Below are 22,107 nucleotides of genomic sequence, written 5' to 3'. Positions count from 1 at the left end.
TTATAACGCGGCTTGTGGGGAGTGGTGCCCGGTCGGGACTCGACACGGCGCTCGCGGGACGGCAAACCGGCATCGCACACCAATGGAGTTCGATTGCCCATGGCGAGTGACGCCAGCGACCTGCTCAACGACGTCCTGCGCAGCCAGACCGAAAGCCTTACGACCCTGTTCGGAGCCCTTGCGCCCGCCGATGGCGTGCCCAAGGCGGAAACGGCGGTGCAGTGGGCGCAGATTGCCGCCCGCATGCAATCGATCTGGACCGAATATCAGCTCGAGCAGCTGGGCAAGGCCAAGGACAATCCGCCGCACTATGCCGACCCGGTGAAGTGGATCGCCACGGCCGAGGCGGTGTTCCGGCAACTGCCGCTGGCCAGCCCGCAGGTGCAGCAGGACCTCTGGGAAGAAGGCATCGCGCTCGCGAATGCCGTGCTCGGCGAATACGGGCTCGGCCCGCGCGGTTCGGAAGGGCGGGCCGAGGAGCCGGAACTGCCGCGCCACGATCGCCGCTTTGCCGCTCCCGAGTGGCGTCGCCAGCCGTTCTTCGCGCTGCTGCACCAGCTCTACCTGCTCGTGAGCGAGAAGGTGATGGGCATGGTCGAGGCGAGCGAGGGGCTCGAACCGGCCCGGAAGGCGCAGCTCGTCTTTGCTGCCCGTGCGGTGATCGACGCGCTCAGCCCGGCGAATTGCCCGCTCACCAACCCGGTGGCGCTGGAGAAGGCGACCGAGACGAAGGGCGAAAGCCTCGTGCGCGGCTTCGAGAACATGCTGGATGACTTGCGCAAGGGCCAGCTCACGCACACGCGCACCGATGCCTTCGTGCTGGGCGAGAACATTGCCGTGACGCCGGGCAAGGTGATCTACGAGACGCCGCTGTTCCAGCTGATCCAGTACACGCCGACCACCGACAAGGTGCTCAAGACGCCGCTGGTGATCTTCCCGCCGTGGATCAATCGCTTCTACATCCTCGATCTCAATGCGAAGAAGAGCTTCGTGCGTTGGGCGGTGGAGCAGGGTATCACCGTGTTCATGGTCTCGTGGAAGTCGGCGGATGCCTCGATGGCCGGCCTCGTGTGGGACGACTACATCGCCGCGCAGATCGAGGCGATCGACCATGTGCGCGAACGGTTACGGGTGCCTTCGGTTCACACCGTCGGCTACTGCGTGGCTGGCACGACCCTGGCTGCGACGCTGGCCGTTCTGGCGCGCAAGGGCGAGGCGGACAAGGTCGCCAGTGCCACGTTCTTCACGGCCCAGGTCGATTTCGAGGAGGCGGGGGACCTCAAGCACTTCGTCGACGACCAGCAGATCGAGACGGTGGGCAAGCTCTCGCCCGAAGGGTATCTCGACGGCCGCTATCTGGCCGCGACCTTCAATATCCTGCGCGGGAACGACCTGATCTGGAGCTACGTCGAGAAGAATTACCTCAAGGGTGAGGACTACCCGGCGTTCGACCTGCTGCACTGGAATGGCGACGTCACCAACCTGCCTGCGTGCTGGCACCGCGACTACTTGCGCGATCTCTACCGTGACAACCGGCTCGTCGTGGCGGATTCGCTCCAGGCCTGCGGGGCGCCGATCGACCTGCGGCGGATCGCGACCCCCGTCTATATCCAGGCCGGGCGCGAGGATCACATTGCACCGCCGCAAAGCGTGTGGAAACTGACGCACTACCTGTCTGGTCCCTGGACGTTCCTGCTGGCTGGTTCGGGGCACATCGCGGGGGTGGTCAATCCGCCATCCTCGGGCAAGTACCAGTACTGGACCAACGATGCCTCGCCCGAGACGCTCGAGGATTTCGTCGCCGGAGCCAGCGAGCATCCCGGAAGCTGGTGGCCGCACTGGCGGGCCTGGATCGGGGCGCTCGATCCGGCGCAGGTCCCTGCCCGCGGCAAGCGGCGGCCGGGCGGGCGCGGTGACCGCGTGATCGAGGATGCGCCGGGGCGCTACGTCGCGACGCGCTGATCGCGATCGGGCACTTTCTTCCGGTTCTTTACGGGGTTACGTTGCAATGTCGGCTGCGTTAGTATGCCGGCAAGGTGGGGAGGCATGGCCCTGAACAGGCGGGCCATGACGTGTGGCGCATGGACGCCGGGCGCCGATTGTGCACTGCAACATAAATTGTGCACCGCAGCAAAAAATCTGTTGACTTCGCTTGTGCGGAAACCTATTTTGCATTGCAGCAACGATTGAGTCGGCTTGGATCATAAGTCGGGCAAGACCCCGGGCGATCCCGGCGAGACGTTTCACTGCATATTTCGGTAGCTGGACAAGTCGATATGGCCGCAAACGAAGACCCGAAGGATATTGCTGGCGCCGACAAGGCCTATCAGGCCGCTGTCGAGGCTGTACCTGAAAAGCCGGTTGCTGCGGCACCGGCAGCGAAGGTCGCCAAAGGCAAGGCGGCTGCTCCCAAGGCCCTTTCGAAGACCAGGGCTGCCAAGGCCAAGCCGGCTCCGGTCAAGGCCGAAGCTGCTCCCGAAGCGCCCGCGCCCGCGCCCGTCAAGGCAGTAGCGAAGGCAAAGCCTGCGGCCAAGGCGCCCGCTGCCAAGACGGTTGCGAAGGCCAAACCCGTTTCCAAGCCTGCATCGACGCCGGCGAAGAAAGTTGTTCCGGTGAAGGCTGCGGCCAAACCGGCTGTCAAGGTTGTCAAGGAAATGCCGGCTCCCGCCGCCGCAAGCCCGAAGGCAGCCAAACCAAAGGCGGCGAAGACCGCCTCCGAACCCGCGTTCGCAGGACTTTTCACCAACTTCATGCTCGAGGATACTAAGATGGACATGAGCGCTAATTTTTCCGGTCTGCAGGATGTCATGACCGAAGCACAGACCAAGGCGAAGGACGCTTTCGAAAAGAGCACCAAGATGCTTGGTGAAGTCGGTGACTTCACCAAGGGCAATGTCGAAGCCGTGATGGAATCAGGCAAGATCCTGGCCGAGGGCGTGCAGAGCATGGGTTCGGAAATCGTTTCCGAAGGCCGCAGCGCGTTCGAGACCATGACCGGCGACATCAAGGAACTCGCCGCCGCCAAGTCGCCGACCGACTACTTCAAGATCCAGAGCGACATGATGCGCAAGAACTTCGACAGCGCCGTCGCCTACGGCTCGAAGAACAGCGAAGCCATGCTCAAGCTCGTCAGCGACGCGATAGCCCCGATTTCGGGCCGCGTCAGCATGGCGATGGAAAAGGTGCGTTCGGCCTCGCTGTAAGGCGCGCCAGCCCGACTGGACGAACTCGTTTCGTCCGGCCGGAAGAGCTGCAAGTCTCACAATCTCGACCGGGGCATCTTGAAGATAGGTGCCCCGGTACGATATTCTGCCAGCTATGATTGCCTCTATCGCCGATTCCGAACGCTTCCTGTCCAGGCCCGTGCATGCCGGGGATGATAACGATTCGGACCACAACACCGGCGACGACGAGCAGGTCGGTCTTGCTACCAAGACCCGCGCTAAGCCGAAAAAGCCCAGCCAGTTCAAGGTCCTGATGCTCAACGACGACTACACCCCGATGGAATTCGTGGTGATGGTCCTCAAGCGCGTTTTCCACATGGACCTCGAACAGGCGACTCGGGTCATGCTTCACGTCCACCAGAAGGGCGTCGGCGTCTGCGGCATTTTTCCCTACGAGATCGCCGAAACAAAGGTGAACCAGGTGATGGACTTCGCCCGGCAGAATCAGCACCCCCTCCAGTGCACGCTCGAAAAGGCCTGACCTTCTCGCTTCCGTTCCTCCCGGGTTCTCCATTCCGCCATTCGGGCCCGTAAGCCCGTTGAGCGTCGAGCGGTTCCCGTTTTCGTGCCCGCCGCCCGCCGCGCGACCGGACGGGTCGATGCGGACTGCACGGGCCGAGGCTGACAATTCGCTTTGCCCTCGCCCGCCCGTCCGTTAAGGGCCAGTGAAAGACGGTTCTGTAACGACGCCTGGATGAATGGGCCCACGTGAAATTCATTAGCCCCATCGACCGCTACATCTTCCGCCTGGTGATGATGCCGATGCTCGGGATATTCGTGCTCGCGGCCTCGTTGCTGGTCCTCGACAAGATGCTGCGGCTCTTTGACTTCGTGGCGACCCAGGGCGGTCCCATCGGCGTCGTGTTCAAGATGCTGGGGAACATGCTGCCCGAATATGCCAGCCTGGCGATTCCGCTGGGGCTGATGCTGGGTATCCTGATCGCCTTCCGGAAGCTGGCGACGAGCAGCGAGCTCGATGTCATGCGGGCGGTGGGTCTCAGCTATACCCGTATGTTGCGCGTGCCCTATCTGATCACGCTGGTGATGGTCGGGCTGAACTTCGCCAACGTCGGCTATCTCCAGCCGCTTGCGCGCTATGCCTACGAGCAGCTCAATTACCAGCTCAAGTCCGGGGCGCTCGGCGCGTCGATCAAGGTCGGCGAGTTCACGTCGCTCAAGGACCGCATCGCGCTGAAAATCGACGAAAGTCAGGACGAAGGCCGGCGGCTCATGGGGATCTTCGCGCGCGTGGCCAACAGCAAGGGGCAGGTGCTGTCGATCTCCGCGCGCGAGGGCCGGTTCCTGGCGCTCAAGGGAGCGCCCGACACGATCATCCTGCGGCTCGAGGACGGGCAGATCATCCAGGACGAGCCCGGCCAGAAGTCGCGTGTGCTCACGTTCACCCGGCACGACCTGCCGATCGACCTGCCGCAGATCGAGAAGTTCCGCCAGCGCGGCGGTGCCGCGCGCGAATACCTGCTGCCGGAGCTGATGAAGCTTGGCTGGAACGACAACCAGCCCGAGGAGGGACGCGTTTCCAGCCAGGCCAATTTCAGCTATCGCATGGTCGAAGTCTTCATGATGCTGCTCTTGCCGCTGCTGGCGGTGGCGCTGGCGATCCCCCCCAAGCGTTCGACCTCTGCGCTCGGCCTGATCGTGTCGATCGTGATGATCGTGGCCTATCACAAGGTGAACCAGTACGCGAACGACGTTGCCTCGCTGGGCCGGATCAATCCGATCCTGGGCCTGTGGGGGCCGTTCGTCGTCTTTGCCCTGCTGATCCTGTGGATGTACTGGCGCGTCGCCTACGTACCGGGCGGACAGGCCATCGGCTGGCTCGAGAAGGGCGCGAACAGCGTGGCCAAGCGCCTCAAGTCGCTGCTGCGGCGCACGCGCCGCGGCCCATTGCTGCCCACACCGGCGGACCAGACCTGACATGCAGCTTGAATTCTTTCCCTCGCGCACGCTGACGTTCTATCTCGCGCGCCTGTTCATCACCCGTATCCTGGCGATGCTGCTGATGCTCGTGCTGGTGCTGCAGGTGCTCGATCTGCTTGGCGAAAGCGGAGACATTCTGGCCTATTCGGGCAATGGCGAGGGGCAGTTGCTATACTACGTCTCCTTGCGCATACCGCAGCTGATCGCGCGGTTCCTGCCCTATTCGGTACTGCTGGCGACGATCATCACGCTCGCCACGCTGAATCAGAACAGCGAAGTGATCTCGATGAAGGCGGCGGGGCTGTCAGCGCATCAGGTGCTGGCGCCGCTGATGCTGACGGCGCTGGTGATTTCGGGCGTGAGCTTCGTCTTCAACGAACGGGTGGTGACGCGCGCCACGGCCACGCTCGATGCCTGGCATTCGGTCGACTATGGGCCGGTGCCGGAGGATTCGGGCGTGCGAACCAACCTCTACCTGTCCGACGGGCGCGACATGCTGCTGGCGAAATCGCTGAACGGCCGGGGCAAGGACATGGTCATGACCGGGGTGACGTTCTACCGGCGCGACGCCAACGACATGGTCGTCGAACAGTTGCGCAGCCCCCGCGCCACCTTCGCCAACCCCGGCTGGAAGCTCGAAAACCCGGAACGCTTCGAAGTGGCGGGAACGAAAAGTTCGCGGCTGGCCGAGGCCGTCGTGGCCCCCGGCATCACCCCCGGCAAGGTCATGCTCTCGAAAGTCGATGCGGATTCGCAGGACATCTTCACGCTCGCCAGTTCGATCGAGGCGCTGAAGGTCGCCGGGCGGCGCACCAGCGAACTCGACGCGGCCTGGTGGCACAAGATTTCCGGGCCGCTTTCCTCCACGCTGATGCCGCTTCTGGGGGCCGTCGCCGCGTTCGGCCTCGCGCGCTCGGGCCAGCTGCTGATCCGCGCGATGATCGGCATGGCGCTGGGCTTTGCCTATTTCGTGTTCGACAACGCGGCGCTGGCGATGGGCAACTTCGGTGGCTACCCGCCGTTCGTCGCGGCCTGGGCGCCCTTCGTGCTGTTCGCCCTGATCGGCGAGACGGTTCTGATCAGAACCGAGGAATAAGACAGGGAAGTCCCGCTGCCCCGCGGAACTACTTCGCCTGCAGCGTGCTGCGCGTCAGCCGGGTCAGCAGCGGCATGAGCCCCTTGTAGCTGGCGCGGGTGTACGTGCTGTCCTGCCCGAGATGCGCCGTCAGGCGGCGGTGGCATTCGCCCAGTGCGTGATAGGGCATCGAAGGCAGCAGGTGGTGCAGTGCATGATAGCGCAGGCCCACCGGTGCCCACAGCGGAGAGAGCAGCGCGGGCGGCGGGACATTCACCGAATCGAGGTACTGTGCGGTCACCGTCATGGCCTCGCCGTCGTTTTCCCACAGGTGCGCCACGAGGGTGCGGACCTGATTGAGGAAGGCGGTAAGCGAAACGACGCACAGCGCGATCACGAGCGGGCGCCAGCCATAGAGGAAGCTGGCTGCGACCAGCCCGATGGCCCAGACCGAACTGCCGAGTTCCTGCCAGAACACCATGCGCGCGAATGCGCCTTCCGGCTTGCGGCGGCGGTACTGGGGATTGATCGAGAGCGCGGACGCGCGTTCCCATACCAGCTTGCGCACGGGCGGCACGATGACGCCCAGCGGCACCAGCACCGCGGAACGCACCAGCAGTGCGGGCGGCAGCAGGATCGCGGTGAGCGCGAAGACCGGCAGGCTCCAGGGCTTCATCAAGGCCAGCGGCATGTACTCAGGATCGTCGATGGTGCCGTAGCGCGTGCGGGCATGGTGCTGGGTATGCACGCCTTCGTACATGAACGAGGGAATGAGCAGGGGGATGCCGACCAGCAGGTTCCATGCGAAACGGAAGCCGGGCAGGGCATCCTTGTGGATGTGCGTGAGCTCGTGGATGAACAGCAGGGCGCGATAGAGCGCCAGCGAGGCGAGCAGGCCGCAGGCGAGCGCGGCCAGCGGATTGTCGAGCAGGATAGCGCCGGCCAGCGCCGCATAGCCCAGCGTCGCCGAGCCCAGCATGTCCGGCCAGTAGATGGCGGCGCGGGCATCGGCGATGTCGCGGGTCAATTCGACCGCGGCGCGCAGCATCTCCTTGTCGTCGGGCATTTGCGAATGCCACGTCGACGCCGTGCGGCCGGACGAATCCGGTGACGGGGCGCTGCGGGATTGGTCGATCACGTCCTGGGCAATCATGCGTTCAAATTCCAAAATCGTCCGGGCAGGATCGCACCCGGGGCAGGGGCTGTGGAAATGGAGAGCCCGGCCTTGCTTGACAAGTCACCATGCGCCGCCGCACTTCGCGTTCCGACCCGTCCCATAAGCTGGAACAAAGGCAGCATAATGGCCAACTCCGAACTAGTCATCACGCCCGTATCCAGCAAGGCCGATCGTGCCGCCTTCGTGGACTGCGCCTATCGGCTCAATGCGGCAGATCAAAACTGGGTGCCGAATCTGCGCTCGGAGGAAATTTCCAAGTTCACGCCCGGCAAGAATCCGTTCTTCGCCCATGCACGCTGCCAGCTCTTCCTGGCGCGCCGCGATGGCCGGATCGTCGGGCGCATTTCCGCGCATATCGACGAACAGGCCCTGAAGCAGCCGGTCGAGCAGGGCATGGGCCCGGGCACCGGCAACTGGGGGGCGATCGAGGCGGAGGACGGGGACACTGCCCGTGCCCTGATCGAGACGGCGGAAAACTGGCTGCGCGAGCAGGGCATGAGCCGCGTTCTGGCACCGATGAATCTGTCGGTATGGGAAGAGCCCGGGTTGCAGGTGCAAGGCCACGATCATCCGCCGATGGTGATGATGGCGCATCACAATCCGGCCTATCAGGCCTGGATCGAAGGGGCGGGCTATGGCCGGGTCAAGACGCTCTATACCTACGATCTGGACGTGACCAGGCAGTTCCCGCCGCTGATCCAGCGCATTGTCGCGTCGGGTGAGAAGAACCCCAAGATCCGCATCCGCGGGGCCGATCTCAATCATTTCGATCGCGATGCGGGGATCATCTGCGACATCCTCAACGATGCCTGGTCGGACAACTGGGGTTTCGTGCCCTTCACGCCCGAGGAAATCGCCTATACCGGCAAGGCCCTCAAGCCGCTGGTTCATTCCGAGCTTATCCGCATTGCCGAATACGAAGGCGAGCCCGTGGCCTTCATGATGACGCTGCCCGATCTCAATCAGGTGCAGATGCGGCTGAACGGGCGTAACGGCAAGCCGTCCATCCTGGGCCTGATCAAGCTGCTGCTGTGGCTGCGCAAGCCCTATCCCGCCGACATGCGCGTGCCGCTGATGGGCGTGCGCAAGAAGCTGCAGGCGTCGCGCCTTGCCAGCCAGCTCGCCTTCATGATGATCGAGTACATCCGCCGCTCCGCAACGGCGAAGTTCGGGGCGAAGCGGGGCGAGATCGGCTGGATTCTGGAGGACAACCAGGGAATGGTCGCGATCGCCGATGCCATCGACAGCAAGGTGAACCGCGAATACGCGATCTACGAGAAGGCGCTGTAGAGCCTTCTTTACCGGGTCCAGAAATTCTTAACCGGCTGCCGATAGCCTCTCCGCCGGATTTCCGGATGGAAGGGTTTCACGGCCATGAAGTACCGTTCCTGGTTCATCGTACCCGGCAATGACGCCGCACAGCTCGACACGGCGTTCTCTACGGGCGCGGATGTCGTCGTCGTCGATCTCGAGAATACCGTTCCACACGGCAGCAAGGGCCACGCCCGCGCGTTGGGCGCGGAGTGGCTCGCGACTTATCGCACCAACGTGCTCGAACATCGGGACATGGGGCGTTGGGTGCGTATCAATGCGCTCGATTCGGGCCACTCGCGCGAGGATCTGGCTGCGGTCATGGCCGGCGCGCCCGACGGGATCATCCTGCCCAATGCCACCGGCCCGGACGCCGTTCGCCAGCTTGCCAGCGAGATCTATGAGCTGGAACAGCACTATGCGATTCCCGCCAGTACGACCCGTATCCTGCCGGTCGTGGGCGATACGCCGCGCGCCGCGATGCGGATCGGAGACTATCTCGATTCGGGGCACCAGCGCCTTCACGGGCTGACCTGGAGTGCTACCGGCCTTGCGCTGTCGATCGGGGCTTCGGGCGTGCGCGAGGAAAACGGATGCTGGAGCGACGCCTGCGGCTTCGTTCGGGCGCAGGCGCTTCTGACGGCGCATGCCAGTCAGATCATCGTGATCGATGCAGCTTTCGAGGATTTCGAGGACGGGCAGGGCACGGCCCGCGCCGCGCGCCGCTCGCGGGCCGATGGCTTTGCCGGCATGTTCGCCATCCATCCCGGCCAGATCGGCGTTATCAATGCGGCCTTCACCCCGAGCGAGGAAGAGCTTGAAGAGGCGCGGGCGATCATTGCCGCCTTCGCGTCAAGTCCGCATGCCGGGTCACTGCCCTTTGGCGGACGGATGGTCGATCGTTCGCATCTGGCGATGGCGCAGCGGCTGGCGGGGCTCGCCGATATGGAGGCTGCTGCCGCCGAAGCCCGGCGCAAGCCTATTCTGCGCCCGGCGTAGCGCTCGCAGCCGTTGGTGCGGGGGTTTCGGCCGCTTCGCTCGGGCCGGCTGTACCGCTCTCGTCGGCGCTGTCCGTTGCGTTTGCCCTGGGGCTGGCCGTGCTGCCTTTGACCGTATCGGGGTGGACCAGCGGCGCCTGCGAGCGCACGGTATCGTAAGGCAGCATGTCGTCGGTGACCGAGCGCGGCAGGATCTCGCCTTTGGCGGCGGCGTGATCAGGCGTCTTGTCCTTGTTGCAGCCGCCCATCGCGAGCGTCAGCACCAGCGCTGCGGATATTGCGCGGGCAGGTGCGGTAAGGGCTTTCATTCAGGCAGTCTCCGGATGGGAGGAAGGACGCGGGCAGCGGTTTTCCAAAGCCGCCAGAAAGCTGCCGGCCCGGGCCACGAGCGCTTCGTCCCAGGTGGCGAAGTCGACGTCATGGCCGAGGCGCGCCAGACTGGTCACGCCGAACTCCTCGATACCGCAGGGGACGATCCCGGCAAAGTGCGACAGGTCGGGCCGGATGTTCACCGCGAAGCCATGCATCGTCACCCACTTGCGGATGCGCACGCCGATGGCGCCGATCTTGGCTTCGCGTCCGTCGATATCCGTGGTCCAGATGCCGATGCGTCCTTCGGACCGGAAGCTCTCGACGCCAAAATCGCGCAAGGTATCGATCACCCAGCCTTCCAGCGCATGGACGAAGCCGCGCGCGTCACGGGCGCGCTTCTTCAGGTCGAGCAGGACGTAGCATACGCGCTGTCCAGGCCCGTGGTAGGTATAGCGTCCGCCGCGCCCGGCTTCGACCACGTCGAAACGCGGATCGAGCAGCTCGGCCGATGCGGCGCTGGTGCCGGCGGTGTAGACCGGCGGGTGTTCGAGAAGCCAGATGAGCTCGCGTGCGCCGTCCGTGGCGATGGCGGCGTTGCGCGCGGTCATTTCCTCCAGCGCCTCGCGATAGGGTACCGGGCTTTGCGAGACGCGCAGCTCGATATCACCGGGAAGAGTGCGGGGAATCGTCATGGCGCGTTGCGTGGCGTCATTCCCTGCGGTTATCAAGCATATTCAGACAGCCTGCGTGACAGGCTACCAGGAGTACGTGATGAAGTTCGACAGCAACAGCGCCTGGCTGGACGCCATGGCCGCAGTGAAAGCCAACCGGCAGGTCTTGCTGCCGGTCGCCGGGGTTTTCTTCCTGCTGCCGACTCTGCTTTCCACGGTATTCCTCACCGATGTGCAGACCCAGATGCTGGAGGCCGTCGGCAATCCCGAAGCCGTCGAGCGCATCTTTACCGAGAACATGGGGCTGTTCCTCGGCTTCGGGATCGGCGGCACGCTGGTACAGGGCGTGGGCTATCTGACGGTCATGGCGCTGTTGAGCGACCGTGGGCGCCCGACCGTTGGCGAGGCGATCCTTGTCGCGCTTCGGGCCCTGCCCACGCTGATCGGTGCCGGATTGCTCACCATACTGGGCCTGTTCATGGCCTCGTCGGTGCTGGGGCTGGTCGCCGGCGGGCTGATCGGGCTCGTCGCGGGTACGGGCGTGGCTTCGTTGATCATCGCGCTCGCAGTGATGGCGTTTGCCACCTACCTTTCGGTCAAGCTCTCGCTCGTGGTGCCGGTGGTGATCAACGAGGCCCTCGTTAGTCCCGTCGCGGCGCTGATGCGTTCGTGGCGGCTTACGCGCAACAACAGCCTGCGGCTCTTCGGCTTCTTTGTGCTGCTGATGATAGGCTATCTGGCAGTCGCCTTCATGGCGACGATCGCTCTGGTTGGTCCGATGGCGCTGATCTTCGGTGAGGGTGACGCGCTGACGTTCTTCACGGGCGTCGTTTCCGGCGTGATCGGCGCGGTCGCGAGCGTGATCCTGACCGCGGTGCTGGCCTACACGCACCGCCAGCTCGCCGGCCCCGCGCCCGAGACGATCTCGCAGACTTTCGAATAAGGGAAAGAGCCACCCCGGGCGGGGCGGAGAAGATCCGGCGCCGGTCAGGCGTTGTCGTCTTCGTCCTTCCAGCCCCACCACATGAAGCAGGGCGGCACGTTGATCGGCTCTATGGCATCGTCGATGCGCTTGAAGTGCCGGGCCATGAAGGTGCGGGCCTTGGGGGTGAACTGGTAGACCAGGAACGCGCCGCCCTTGCGGATGACGCGGTAGGTCGCCGAGGCGATGGCCGGGCCGACGCCTTCGGGCAGTGTCGAGAAAGGCAGGCCCGACAGCACGTAGTCCGCCTTTTCATGCCCGTGCGCGCGCACGATCTCCTCGACGTCCGCGGCCGATCCGTTCACCGCGATGAAGCGGCTGTCGGTGATCGTGCGGCGCAGGTATTCGATAAACCTGGGGTTGGTGTCGATCACCAGCAGGGTCGCATCGCGGCTCATGCGGTCGAGTACGGGGCGGCAGAAGGTGCCGACGCCCGGGCCATACTCGACGAAGAGCTTGCAGTTGTCCCAGTCGACCCGCGATAGCATGCGGTTGATGGTGAATCGCGAGGACGGCACGATCGAACCGACCATCACCGGATTGCGCAGAAAGCCTTCGAAAAAGACCCCCCAGGGGCCCAGTCCTTGCTTGATTTTGCGCTTGATCCTCTGGGGCAATGCCTCTCGGGCAAGCTCTGTACTGGTCATGCTCGCGGATGCTCTCGCACTGTTACCCTGTGTCACGAATGTGCAATGCGGTGGCAGATTACCATCCGCATTGCAAGGCAGCCGGGACGGACTGTCCAGATAAACGACCGGTTCATCACAGAATTTCGTGTACCTTTTCCATGGGCCGACAAAGCCGCGCGCCCTTGTCGGTTTCCACCAGCGGACGTTCGATCAAGATCGGTTCGGCGGCCATCGCGGCAAGCACGGTGGCATCGTCGGCTTCCGGCAGGCCGCGCTCGGTGGCATCGGTGCCGCGCATGCGCAGGCCCTGCTGCGGGGTGATTCCGGCATCCTTGTAGAGCTGGCCGAGCTTTTCCGCGCTGGGCGGGGTCTTGAGATATTCGACGACTTCCACGTCCACGCCCGGCGTCTCTTCGAGGATCGCCAGGGTCTTGCGCGAAGTGCCGCACTTCGGGTTGTGCCAGATCGTTGCCTTCATGGCTGTCTCCTCATTGTCCTGTGGGTACTGGTTCGGGGGCTGGGTCCGGCTCGGGGGTCATGGCCGGCACGGCCCTTGCGGCATCCTCGCGGGTGATGCCCGGCGCCGGAGCGGCGCTGATCGTTTCCTCGCGGCGGGCCACGGCGGCGGCGCGCTGGATCGCGCGCACCAGTCGGGGATAGACGCCGCAGCGGCACAAGTTGGGGATTGCCTGCCGGATCTCCGCCTCGCTGGGATTGGAATTGCGCGCCAGCAGCGCCGCGCCGTTGATGACGATACCCGGCGTGCAGAAGCCGCACTGGATGGCCTGTTCGGCGACCATTGCCTGCTGCACCGGATGCGAGCGGTCGGATGACAGGCCCTCTATGGTGACGACGAAGCGGCCCTCGCATTCGGCCAGCGTGATAAGGCAGGATCGCAGCGCGGACCCGTCCACCAGCACCGTGCAGGCCCCGCAATCGCCTTCGCCGCAGCCATACTTGGTGCCGGTCAGGTTCGCGGCATCGCGCAGTGCCCAGAGCAGGGGTGTCTGCGGGTCCATGTCGAACTCGACCGGGCGATCGTTGACTGTCAGGCGCGGCATCGCATGTTCCTTAGGCCGATGTGCCCGACCTCGCCAGAGCCGTTACAGCCCTATCCGCAACCCAGCCCACACCGTGCGCGGTGCGCCGAGGTCGATCGAGCCGGACTGGTTGCGCGTCATCACGGTCTCGTCGGTCAGATTCTCGCCGCGCAGCACCAGGGAGAACGGACCCGCGAGAGGAATTTGCGCATAGGCGTCGAGCGTGGTTGCGGCCGGCAGGATGTCGGTCTGGAGATCGTCCTCGTATTGCATGCCGACGTGGCGCAGCGTGGCGGCAAGGCGCCAGCCGGAACGGGGCGCCCAGGCCAGCGTCGCGCTCGCGGCCAGCTTGGGGACCTGCGAGGGCCGCATCCCGTCGAGCGCGAACTGTATGCCGCTCGCCTCCACCTTGGCATCGGTCCAGGCCAGAGAGCCGGTGAGGCTGACCTGCCCCAGCGACAGGTCCGCGGAGGCCTCGATCCCGCGTGCGCGGATGGCGTTGACGTTCTGGCGCTGGCGCAGGTTGGTGGCGATGGTGACGTTGGCGATCGCGTCCTTCAGGCGGTTGTCGAAAGCGGTAAGCGACAGCGTGAACGCATCCGAGGGGTGCAGTTCGATGCCGGCCTCGTACCCGCGCAGCTTCTCGGGCTTGAGGGCGGCGTTGGCCTGCGTGGTGACCGGGAAGACCACGAAGGGGCGGTAGAGTTCGTTGAGTGTCGGCAGACGCATACCGGTGTAGGCGGCGGCGCGCAGTGATACCGTTTCGGTCACGTTCCAGACCACGCCGCCACGGACATTGGTGTTCCAGCCGGAACGATCGGCAAAGGTCGTGTCCTCGCTGATCGCGCCGTCGGGATTGCTTTCGCGGTAGAACCCGTTGCGGATCGTCCAGCGATCCGCGCGCAGTCCGGCGGTGAGGACGAAGGCGCCCAGCGTCCAGTCGTCCTCGGCATAGAGGCCCAGGTCCGACTGGTCGCCGCCCGCGCGGCGAAAGGCTGTCGCCTGGCCGGAGAACGCCGAATAGGGCGTTTCCACCAGATGGCCTTGCGAAAGCCGGATGTCGGCGCCCAGTCGCAGCACGTGCGCATCGCCCACCGGCGGGCGAAGCTCGGCCTTGCCGCCCACGGCGAGCGTCGGCGTCTTCGCCTGATCGAGCACCTTGGTGAAGCGCGACGAACTGATGACGATGTTGGAGAAGTCCTGCGCCTGGACATAGCCGAGCACGTCGAACTGCCAGTCGCCCCTGCCGACCAGTCGCAGGCTCCCCTGCTGGCCCGACGATGTGGAATCGGCGCCGTCGAAGCGCAGTGTCCGTTCATCGTCATAGACAAGGCCGGACGCCTGGATCTCGACGGTATCATTGAGCGGCGCCACCGCGCGCAGGCTGCCGGACCAGCTTTCGTACCGGGCACGGACCGAGGCGGGTACGCGCTGGTCCTTCGGTGTCGTCCAGAAGCCCTTGCCCCGGTCCCATTGCACGCTTGCCGTGAGGAAGCCGTCACCAAGGCGCGGGGCGGTCGTGGCCGAAAGCTGCGTCTCGCCGCGCTGGTCGACCAGGGCCGAAGCCTGCAGCGCGCCGATTTCGTCGGGGCCGGCACTGGTGAGGTCGATCGTGCCGGACACGGCCCCGGTGCCGAACGCGCCCATGCCGCCGCCGCGCGTGACGCGGACCGAGGCGAGCCGGTCGGGGTTTAGGGCGGAAAGCGGGATGTAGCCGAAGAACGGATTGGCGACCGGCACGCCGTCGAGCAGCACCAGTGCGCGGCTGGAGGCATTTCCGCCCAGCGCGCGCAGCGTCACCCCTTGTGCCGAAGGGTTGGCAGCGCGGCTGTCCGACCGGCGGAACAGCTGGAAGCCGGCGACCGAGGAGAGCACGTCCTCGATCCGGCCCGAAGCGCTGGCGATTACCGCGTCGCGATCGATGATCGTCACGTCGTAGGCCGGCGTAGCCGGGCCGTCTTCGAGGCCTCGTCCTGTCACCAGGATCGCGGAGGGATCGGCTTCGTCGGCAAGGGCGGGGGGCGCGGCAAGGCAGGTCCCGAGCATCAGGACTGTTCCGGTCAGCGCGGCGCGGGTTCTCGAACGGGTCATGGCAGGGTCTTTAGGGAAAGTTCGTGCGCTGGCAAACGCGGAAGCTGGCGGCGGGGTGAGTCCGGCGCGGAACTGCGGCTTGTCTCGCGTGGAATTTTTGGCCCCCATCGGCGATGCGGCGCCGGGGGGAGTGCAGACATATGTTTAGAAATAAAGTTACAAGTGTTGATATTCCAGTGCACTGAATCTATTGCAGCGGCAGGGAGCAGGGCATGAAAATGGGGGCGGCAAGTCCCTGATAACCTTCTCCCGCAGGCAAGCCGATGAAAGTCGGCGGCACTCGTTCCGGCACATGCCGGGCGATTGGAGGAGGGATGACATGAAGGCATCGAAGGCATGGCTGCTTGCCTGCACGAATCTGTTTCTGGCCGGAGGCATGGCGCTGTGCGGCGGTCCCGCGATGGCGCAGGATGCGCCTGCACGCGCACAGCCCGTGCAGGACGACGTCTACGGCAGCGAGATCATCGTCACCGCACGTCGCCGCGACGAGACGGCGCAGGAAGCGCCGGTGCCGATGACGGTGCTGAGCGATGCACTGCTCAACCGCTACGGCGTGACCGGCATCGATTCCATCGCGCAGTTCACGCCGGGCCTGCTCACGGGTGAATCCTCGGGTTCGATGGGCGGCTCGATTTCGTTGCGCGGCATCGGCTCGGGCGAGTCCATGGCCTTCATCGACCAGGCGGTTTCGGTCAACGTCGATGGCGTGCCGATTTCCAGTGCGCAGATCATGCGCGCGGCGCAGATGGACCTGCAGCAGATCGAAGTGCTGCGCGGGCCGCAGTCGCTGTTCTTCGGCAAGAACAGCCCGGGCGGCATCATCTCGGTGATCACGGCCGACCCCGGTGATACGCAGGAACTGATGGTCCGCACCGGCTACGAGTTCAAGTCGCGCCAGAAATACGTCGACATGACGGGTTCGGCACCGATCGCGGAAGGCATCGGCCTGCGGCTGGCGACCCACTGGTCCAAGGAAAAGGGCTACGTCCGGCTTGTCACGCCGAATGCGCCGGGCACGGACGCCCCGCCGCCGGGCGTGATCCCCACTGACCTGCACCGCTTTCCCAAGCGCGACGAGATCTTCGTGCGCGGCACGCTGGTGCTCCAGCCCACGGACAGGCTCAAGGTCCGCCTCAAGGGGACTTATACCGACACCGAAATCATCGGTGGCTCATCGTATTTCTCGGACATCGTCGCGTGCCCCTATGGCGTGGGCCAGCGTCCGTTCGAGGATGCCAGCAACTGCAAGAACGACGGCGTGGAATATACCGCGCAGTTCGATCCCTCGTTTCTCGCGCTCAGTCCCTATCTTTCCGGTGTCAACGGCGGCCGGATCAACAAGCAGTATCTGGTGACCAGCCAGATCGACTGGGAAATGACCGATGCGCTGAAGCTGACGAGCGTTTCCGGCTACTACGGTGTGCGCGAGGCCCTGACGTCGAACGGCGGCTACGGTCCCACCAGCAACAACGGCTTCGGGGTGCGCTTCACCAACGACCAGTATTCGCAGGAACTGCGGCTAGCGTCCGACTTCGGCGGCATGTTCGATTTCGTGGTGGGCGGCTTCTACGAGGACCGCAAGCTCTACACGCTGACGTTCATCGCGGTCCCGGTGATCAACTATCCGCTGCCGACCGAATCGACGCATCAGGACCAGAAATCGACTTCCGTGTTCGGGCAGTTGCTGTTCAACCCGACAGATCAGATCCAGATCACCGCGGGCGGACGCTATACCCATGAGGTCAAGGACCTGCTGGACTTCACGGTCACGCCTTACGGCGGCACGCCCTACGACGTGACGACGAACCCGCTCTATCCCTCGACGAAGCTGAAATTCAATGACTTCTCGCCAGAGGTGACGATCAAGTACAAGCCGGGCGAGGACGTCATGCTGTTCGCCTCCTACAAGGAGGGTTTCAAGTCCGGCGGCTTCGACGCGGGTTTCACCAACGGGGCCATCGTTCTCGATCCGGCCCGCGGGCAGGCTTTCGATCCCGAGGAAGTGAGTGGCTTCGAGGCCGGTCTCAAGTCGCGCTTCGCGGACCGGCAGGTGACCTTCAACCTGACCGGGTACTGGTACGACTACAAGGGGCTGCAGGTTTCCGTCTTCGACACCACCAGCCGTGCCTTCCGCCTGCAGAACGCGGCCAAGGCGCGGATCAGGGGGCTGGAGATGGAAACCAGCTTCAGTCCCCACGCGGTTCCGGGGTTCAGCCTGCATGCGGCGGCTGCGCTCAACGATTCGAAATTCCAGGACTATCTCGCCGACTGCTATGCCGGGCAGACGGTCTCGCTGGGCTGCAACAGGCAGTATGACGACGTGCTGATGCGCTTCACGGCGCAGGACCTTTCGGGTCGCCGCCTGCGCAAGGCGCCGGTCTTCACCGCACAGTTCGGCGGCTACTACGAATTCGGTCTGGGCGATGCGCTGATGATGAGCTTTTCGGCCGACGGCAGCTATTCGGGCAAGTACAACGTCGGCACCCAGTTGCAGCCGCTGGCGGTCCAGAAGTCCTTCGTGAAGCTGGATGCGACCTGGCGCATGTTCACTGCCGATCACAAGTGGGAACTGGCGGTGATCGGTCGCAACCTCACCAACAAGCGCAACCTGATCAACGGCATCGATCGCACCGGCACGGGCGGCGCCAAGGGGACCGACGGGGTCAGCTGCACCGCCATCGGTACGCCCACCGGGTGCGTGCCGCTGGCCGACATCATCGGTACTCCGGCATTGCCGCGCACGGTGGCGGTGCAGCTGACTTTCAGGTACTGACCGGAAACGAATTCCAGGCTTCGTCCTTCGGCGAAGCCCGGGCGCCTGCTCTCTTCTGGGGGGAAGAGAGCAGGCGTTTCCCTCTCCGGGCGAGCGTTTGCCGATGTCAGGCGTTCAGATCGACGTGGACCTTGGTTTCCGCATTCGGCCCGCGCAGCAGGTCCATCGTCGCCGGAAGTGCGCCGAGCGGGAGTGTCTGCGGAAGGGGGACTGCCACGGCTTCGGAAATCGCCACCAGTTCGAAGAAGCCGCCGAGCGCGGGTTAGACCGCCGTGCGCATGGCCGCCTATTCGGCAGGTCCGATGGCAAGGCGCACCGGTTCCAGCCCTTCGACCCTGCCTTCCAGCACGTCACCTTCCGCAACCGGCCCGACCCCTGCCGGCGTGCCGGTGTAGATCAGATCACCGGGGGCGAGGTGGTACATGCGGGAAAGGTCCGCGATCAGTTCGGGTACGGACCAGATCATCTCCGCGAGCGTCCCGTCCTGCTTGGTGGTTCCGTTCTGCGAAAGCGTGATGCGCTGGCCGCCGATCTCGCCGAATGCGGCAGCACGCGTGATCGGCGCGATCACGGCGGCGTTCTCGAAGTCCTTGCCGGTATCCCAGGGATAGCCCTTGTCGCGCGATGCGTTCTGCAGGTCGCGCCGGGTCATGTCGAAGCCACAGGCATAGCCCATGACGATGCCCATCGCCTCTTCGGCCGCGATCCTGAATGCCGGGGCGTCGATCGCGACAACGAATTCCATCTCGTAGTGGCAATTGGCCGTGCCCGGCGGATAGGGAATGGTGGCGCCCGACGGGCAGAGCGCCGTGGGCGTCTTGGTGAACCAGATCGGTGCCTCGCGGTTGGCGGCGAAGCCCATTTCGCGCGCGTGGGCCTCGTAGTTGCGGCCTACGCAGAACACGCGTCGCACCGGGAAGCGGGTCTCTTCGCCGATGATCGCGACGGAGGGTGTCTCGGGAAGTTCGAACAGCAGGCTCACAGGTGCTTTCTCCATGATTTGCGGTGTGCATAGGCCTGTGTGCCGCATTGGCAAAGCACTCTGTCCCGCGGGCGGGAAGTTCACCTTGCTCTCGCCTGCCGAGCGCCTACATTCACAAGGGTGACTGCCGAACAGTATCTTTCCGGAAGAATTCTGCTGGCCATGCCCGGCATGTTCGACCCGCGTTTCGAACGTTCCGTCAATGTCATGTGCGTGCATGACGAGCATGGCGCGCTGGGCATCGGCATAGGCGCAGTCCGCGAGGGTGTGCGTTTCCACGAGGTTCTCGAGGAACTGGGGATCGATCCGGGCGTTGCGCCCGATTGCGCGGTGCTCAACGGTGGCCCGGTCGAGCCTGGCCGCGGCTTCATCCTCCATTCCACCGACTGGGGCGGGGCGGACACCATCCAGGTCCAGCCGCTTTGCGCGCTTTCCGCCTCGATGGACATCCTGCGCGCGATTGCCGAAGGGCGTGGGCCGAAGGACTGGCTGATGGCGCTGGGCTATGCCGGCTGGGGCGCGGGTCAGCTCGAAGGTGAAATGCGCCACCACGGCTGGTACGCGGCCGAAGGGCACCCGGAAATTCTCTTCGATACCCCCGTCGATGCCCGCTGGATGGCCACCTGGCGGGCCGAGGGGATTGACCCGGCGCTGCTGTCCACCGAAACCGGGCGGGCCTGAATCTTCAGGCCACCATGTCGTGGATGCGGATGTCGAGATCCGCGATCATCGGCATGAGCCCCGCCAGCGAAGCCTGCAGGCTTTCGCTGGCGATGTGGCGGTCCATCGCTTCCTGATCGGCATAGGCTTCGACCACGCGGTAGGTGCCGGGTTCCTCGCGGCACTTGCCGGCGTGATAGAACACGATCGCCGGGTTCGCATCGCGCACCCGGGGCATGATCCCGGCAATCGCGGCTTCGTATTCGGCTTCCCGCCCGGCATGCAGGCGCACGGTGGCCACCACGAGGATCATGCGATCAGTACGTGCGTTCGAGAATCTTGTTATCGTTCGAGGCACCGCCTTCGAAGTAGCCCAGCCCGTAGTCGCCCTTGATCGTGGTGCGCTGCATGCGGCGCTTGTAGCGCGGGTCGTGGCCGCTCACGGCATGGAGCGCACGCCAGTTGTCCCAGATCAGCATATCGGTGGGCTTCCACGCGTGCCAGTAGGCCAGCTCCTTGCCCAGCGCGAAGATTTCGCGGCTGACGGCGTCGAGCAGGGCGCCGCCCTCGGGCGTTTCGTTGCCCTCTATGCCTTCGGCCATCCACGGCGAGACGTGCAGCACCTTCTCGCCCGTCTCGCGCGTCCAGACCGCCGGGTGGACCGAACGGGGCACGTCCTTGCTCGCTTCCATCACCGCATCGGCGCTCGGCCGCTCGGAATGAACGGTGTAGTCGGCGGGCCGGCCGAAGCGGAAGTTCTCCATGATCACGTTCATGCGATAGAGCACGTTGGCATGTTCGATCTTCTCGCGCAGTTCGGGCGAGAGCCGTTCGTAGAGCTCGATCCCGTCGAGGAAGCCGGTGAGGCCGCCTTCGGGCGGAATGTCGATCGCGCGCAGCACGCCGGCGCGGTTCAGCTCGTTGTTGTAGGCATGGTCGAAGTGCCAGGGCAGCCACGAGATCACGGTGCGCCCGTCCACGGTCATCGCGCCTTCCTCGTTCACCTGCGTGGCCATGTCGATCACGCCCGGCCAGGCATCGCCATCGACACGCGGGACGGCCTTGCTCGGGTGGTCCTTGAGCGGGCCGAAGATGTCGGACAGCGCGACGTGCATCTCGCCGCTGGGTTCGACGTCCTCGAACACGATCATGCCGTGGCGGGTGAACAGGTCGTTGACCTCGTCGCGGACGGCGGGGTCCCTGGTCTGTTCGAGCGTGATGCCGCGGATGCGGACACCGAAATCGCGGCCTTCGATCAGCGGCCGGACGTCGAGCTTGCCCATCGTTCCTCTCCTCGTTTCGTTGCCGCGACGCCCGTGTTCAGGTCGTCACCAGCCTTGCACCTTCCGGATTGGCATCTGGCGTGCCGTGCTGTGCGTGCCATGAGTCTGCCGCATCGTAGCAGGCCTCGACAATCCCCGAATAGGTACGCCGGAACGCGTCGCGCTGTTCGGGATGATCGAAGATGAAAGGACGATTGTTCCGGACGGCATCGAGCACCATCGGCGCCACGGCGTCGGGCGAAAAGAACGCCATCGACTTGGCGGTGGTCGAAGCCTCGCTGACGTGCAGTTCCGCAGTGCTCGGGCCGCCGAACTTCGCCGGGCGATAGCGGGCGTTGTTGTCCTTCATGCCGGTGGCGACACCGCCCGGGCAGTAGCTGGTGGTGAAGACGTTGTGCTCGCGAAGCTCCAGGGCGAGGTTCATCATCAGCCCGATGATCCCTGCCTTGGCGGCGGAGTAGGGCGCGTGGACGGGGATCCAGCCCGGCAGCAGCCCCGCCATGGATGCAGTGGCGCAGACGTGGCCTTCGCGGGCAGCGATCATGTCCGGCAGGAAGGCGCGGGTGGTGTTCATCACCCCGTGCAGGTTCACCTGCAGGATCCAGTCGACATCGTCGTCGCTCATGTCCATCAGCGGTTCGAACGAGGTCGCGCCGGCATTGGCGAACAGCAGGTGCACCGGGCCGAACGCGTCATGGACCGCATCGCGCATCGCCGCGATCGAAGGGCGTTCGCAGACATCGCATGCGACCGCCATCGCTTCGCCGCCCACGTCCCGGATGGCGCTGGCTACCCGTTCGGCGTTGTCCAGCATGATGTCGGTGACGGCCACTTTCGCGCCTTGCCGGGCCAGTTCCTTCGCCAGCCCCATGCCGATGCCACTGCCGCCCCCTGTGACGACGGCGGTGCGTCCTGCGATCTCGGTCATGCCTGCTCTTCTCCCGTATTGTTCTGTATCGTG

At 64.8% G+C, this 22,107-nt stretch carries 21 protein-coding genes; 10 read left to right on the top strand and 11 right to left on the bottom strand.

Going from position 1 to position 22,107, the window contains the following annotated elements; all coding sequences use genetic code 11:
- The first annotated feature begins 99 nt into the window (after window positions 1-99).
- The 5 genes from NZK81_RS00355 to lptG all read left to right on the top strand — a co-directional run bounded on the left by NZK81_RS00355 (window position 100) and on the right by lptG (window position 6,258).
- Entirely contained in the window at window positions 100-1,962 is a 1,863-nt protein-coding gene (locus NZK81_RS00355; protein WP_260043039.1) for a PHA/PHB synthase family protein, read from the top strand.
- Between the two features lie 314 nt (window positions 1,963-2,276).
- Entirely contained in the window at window positions 2,277-3,203 is a 927-nt protein-coding gene (locus NZK81_RS00350) for a phasin family protein (protein ID WP_260043037.1), read from the top strand.
- Between the two features lie 115 nt (window positions 3,204-3,318).
- Window positions 3,319-3,705, top strand: a complete 387-nt coding sequence (gene clpS / locus NZK81_RS00345; protein ID WP_260043035.1) for an ATP-dependent Clp protease adapter ClpS — start codon at window positions 3,319-3,321, stop codon at window positions 3,703-3,705.
- A 227-nt stretch (window positions 3,706-3,932) separates the two neighbouring features.
- The gene (lptF, locus tag NZK81_RS00340) at window positions 3,933-5,159 is read left to right on the top strand and encodes an LPS export ABC transporter permease LptF (protein ID WP_260043033.1); all 1,227 of its coding nucleotides are present in this window, start codon (window positions 3,933-3,935) and stop codon (window positions 5,157-5,159) included.
- A 1-nt stretch (window position 5,160) separates the two neighbouring features.
- Window positions 5,161-6,258, top strand: a complete 1,098-nt coding sequence (gene lptG, locus NZK81_RS00335; RefSeq protein ID WP_260043031.1) for an LPS export ABC transporter permease LptG — start codon at window positions 5,161-5,163, stop codon at window positions 6,256-6,258.
- Window positions 6,259-6,286: 28 nt separating this feature from the next.
- Here lptG and NZK81_RS00330 read toward each other — a convergent pair whose 3' ends face one another.
- Window positions 6,287-7,390, bottom strand: coding sequence for a fatty acid desaturase family protein (locus NZK81_RS00330; RefSeq protein WP_260043029.1), 1,104 nt, complete (start codon window positions 7,388-7,390; stop codon window positions 6,287-6,289).
- Between the two features lie 147 nt (window positions 7,391-7,537).
- Between NZK81_RS00330 and NZK81_RS00325 the strand changes: the two genes are divergently transcribed.
- Both NZK81_RS00325 and NZK81_RS00320 read left to right on the top strand, forming a co-directional pair.
- The gene (locus tag NZK81_RS00325; RefSeq protein WP_260043028.1) at window positions 7,538-8,704 is read left to right on the top strand and encodes an N-acetyltransferase; all 1,167 of its coding nucleotides are present in this window, start codon (window positions 7,538-7,540) and stop codon (window positions 8,702-8,704) included.
- An 84-nt stretch (window positions 8,705-8,788) separates the two neighbouring features.
- Window positions 8,789-9,724, top strand: a complete 936-nt coding sequence (locus tag NZK81_RS00320) for an HpcH/HpaI aldolase/citrate lyase family protein (protein WP_260043027.1) — start codon at window positions 8,789-8,791, stop codon at window positions 9,722-9,724.
- Here the strand turns inward: NZK81_RS00320 and NZK81_RS00315 are convergent.
- Window positions 9,705-10,031, bottom strand: coding sequence for a hypothetical protein (locus NZK81_RS00315; protein ID WP_260043026.1), 327 nt, complete (start codon window positions 10,029-10,031; stop codon window positions 9,705-9,707). The genes NZK81_RS00320 and NZK81_RS00315 overlap by 20 nt on opposite strands.
- Window positions 10,032-10,727: a lipoyl(octanoyl) transferase LipB gene (gene lipB / locus NZK81_RS00310; protein WP_260043025.1), complete on the bottom strand. Its 696-nt coding sequence runs from the start codon at window positions 10,725-10,727 to the stop codon at window positions 10,032-10,034.
- Window positions 10,728-10,806: 79 nt separating this feature from the next.
- On the opposite strand from lipB, the gene NZK81_RS00305 reads away from it, so the two are divergent.
- Window positions 10,807-11,649 carry a lipoyltransferase gene (locus NZK81_RS00305; protein ID WP_260043024.1) on the top strand — a complete coding sequence of 281 codons (843 nt, stop codon included), beginning with the start codon at window positions 10,807-10,809 and terminating at the stop codon, window positions 11,647-11,649.
- A 44-nt stretch (window positions 11,650-11,693) separates the two neighbouring features.
- Here the strand turns inward: NZK81_RS00305 and NZK81_RS00300 are convergent, their stop codons facing one another.
- From NZK81_RS00300 to NZK81_RS00285, 4 genes are all read right to left on the bottom strand, one after another.
- A complete protein-coding gene (locus NZK81_RS00300; RefSeq protein ID WP_260043023.1) occupies window positions 11,694-12,335 on the bottom strand; it encodes a class I SAM-dependent methyltransferase in 642 nt (213 codons plus the stop codon).
- Window positions 12,336-12,450: 115 nt separating this feature from the next.
- A complete protein-coding gene (gene arsC, locus NZK81_RS00295; RefSeq protein ID WP_260043022.1) occupies window positions 12,451-12,795 on the bottom strand; it encodes an arsenate reductase (glutaredoxin) in 345 nt (114 codons plus the stop codon).
- Window positions 12,796-12,805: 10 nt separating this feature from the next.
- Window positions 12,806-13,378, bottom strand: coding sequence for a (2Fe-2S)-binding protein (locus tag NZK81_RS00290; RefSeq protein ID WP_260043020.1), 573 nt, complete (start codon window positions 13,376-13,378; stop codon window positions 12,806-12,808).
- 42 nt (window positions 13,379-13,420) lie between these two features.
- On the bottom strand, window positions 13,421-15,403 hold the full coding sequence (locus tag NZK81_RS00285) for a TonB-dependent receptor plug domain-containing protein (RefSeq protein ID WP_419181639.1): 1,983 nt from the start codon (window positions 15,401-15,403) through the stop codon (window positions 13,421-13,423).
- Between the two features lie 364 nt (window positions 15,404-15,767).
- Here NZK81_RS00285 and NZK81_RS00280 point away from each other — a divergent pair, with 364 nt between their 5' ends.
- Window positions 15,768-18,221 (top strand): TonB-dependent receptor, encoded by a 2,454-nt coding sequence (locus tag NZK81_RS00280; protein WP_260043016.1) that lies wholly within the window; start codon window positions 15,768-15,770, stop codon window positions 18,219-18,221.
- A 286-nt stretch (window positions 18,222-18,507) separates the two neighbouring features.
- On the opposite strand, the gene NZK81_RS00275 is transcribed toward NZK81_RS00280, so the two are convergent.
- Window positions 18,508-19,203: a fumarylacetoacetate hydrolase family protein gene (locus NZK81_RS00275; protein WP_260043014.1), complete on the bottom strand. Its 696-nt coding sequence runs from the start codon at window positions 19,201-19,203 to the stop codon at window positions 18,508-18,510.
- A gap of 120 nt (window positions 19,204-19,323) precedes the next feature.
- On the opposite strand from NZK81_RS00275, the gene NZK81_RS00270 reads away from it, so the two are divergent.
- Complete coding sequence (locus NZK81_RS00270; RefSeq protein ID WP_419181630.1) at window positions 19,324-19,884, top strand: YqgE/AlgH family protein; 561 nt, start codon at window positions 19,324-19,326, stop codon at window positions 19,882-19,884.
- Between the two features lie 4 nt (window positions 19,885-19,888).
- On the opposite strand, the gene NZK81_RS00265 is transcribed toward NZK81_RS00270, so the two are convergent.
- From NZK81_RS00265 to NZK81_RS00255, 3 genes are read right to left on the bottom strand one after another with little or no spacing between them, the layout of a single operon-like run.
- Window positions 19,889-20,176: a putative quinol monooxygenase gene (locus tag NZK81_RS00265; RefSeq protein WP_260043012.1), complete on the bottom strand. Its 288-nt coding sequence runs from the start codon at window positions 20,174-20,176 to the stop codon at window positions 19,889-19,891.
- Window positions 20,177-20,180: 4 nt separating this feature from the next.
- Complete coding sequence (locus tag NZK81_RS00260) at window positions 20,181-21,146, bottom strand: TauD/TfdA dioxygenase family protein (RefSeq protein ID WP_260043010.1); 966 nt, start codon at window positions 21,144-21,146, stop codon at window positions 20,181-20,183.
- A gap of 37 nt (window positions 21,147-21,183) precedes the next feature.
- Window positions 21,184-22,074: an SDR family NAD(P)-dependent oxidoreductase gene (locus NZK81_RS00255; protein WP_260043009.1), complete on the bottom strand. Its 891-nt coding sequence runs from the start codon at window positions 22,072-22,074 to the stop codon at window positions 21,184-21,186.
- Window positions 22,075-22,107: the final 33 nt, after the last annotated feature.

This window comes from Novosphingobium mangrovisedimenti, from assembly GCF_025153475.1.
GTDB lineage: Bacteria > Pseudomonadota > Alphaproteobacteria > Sphingomonadales > Sphingomonadaceae > Novosphingobium > Novosphingobium mangrovi_A.
The sequence above is the reverse complement of the archived record's forward strand: the minus strand, read 5'-3'. Positions and strand labels throughout refer to the sequence as shown.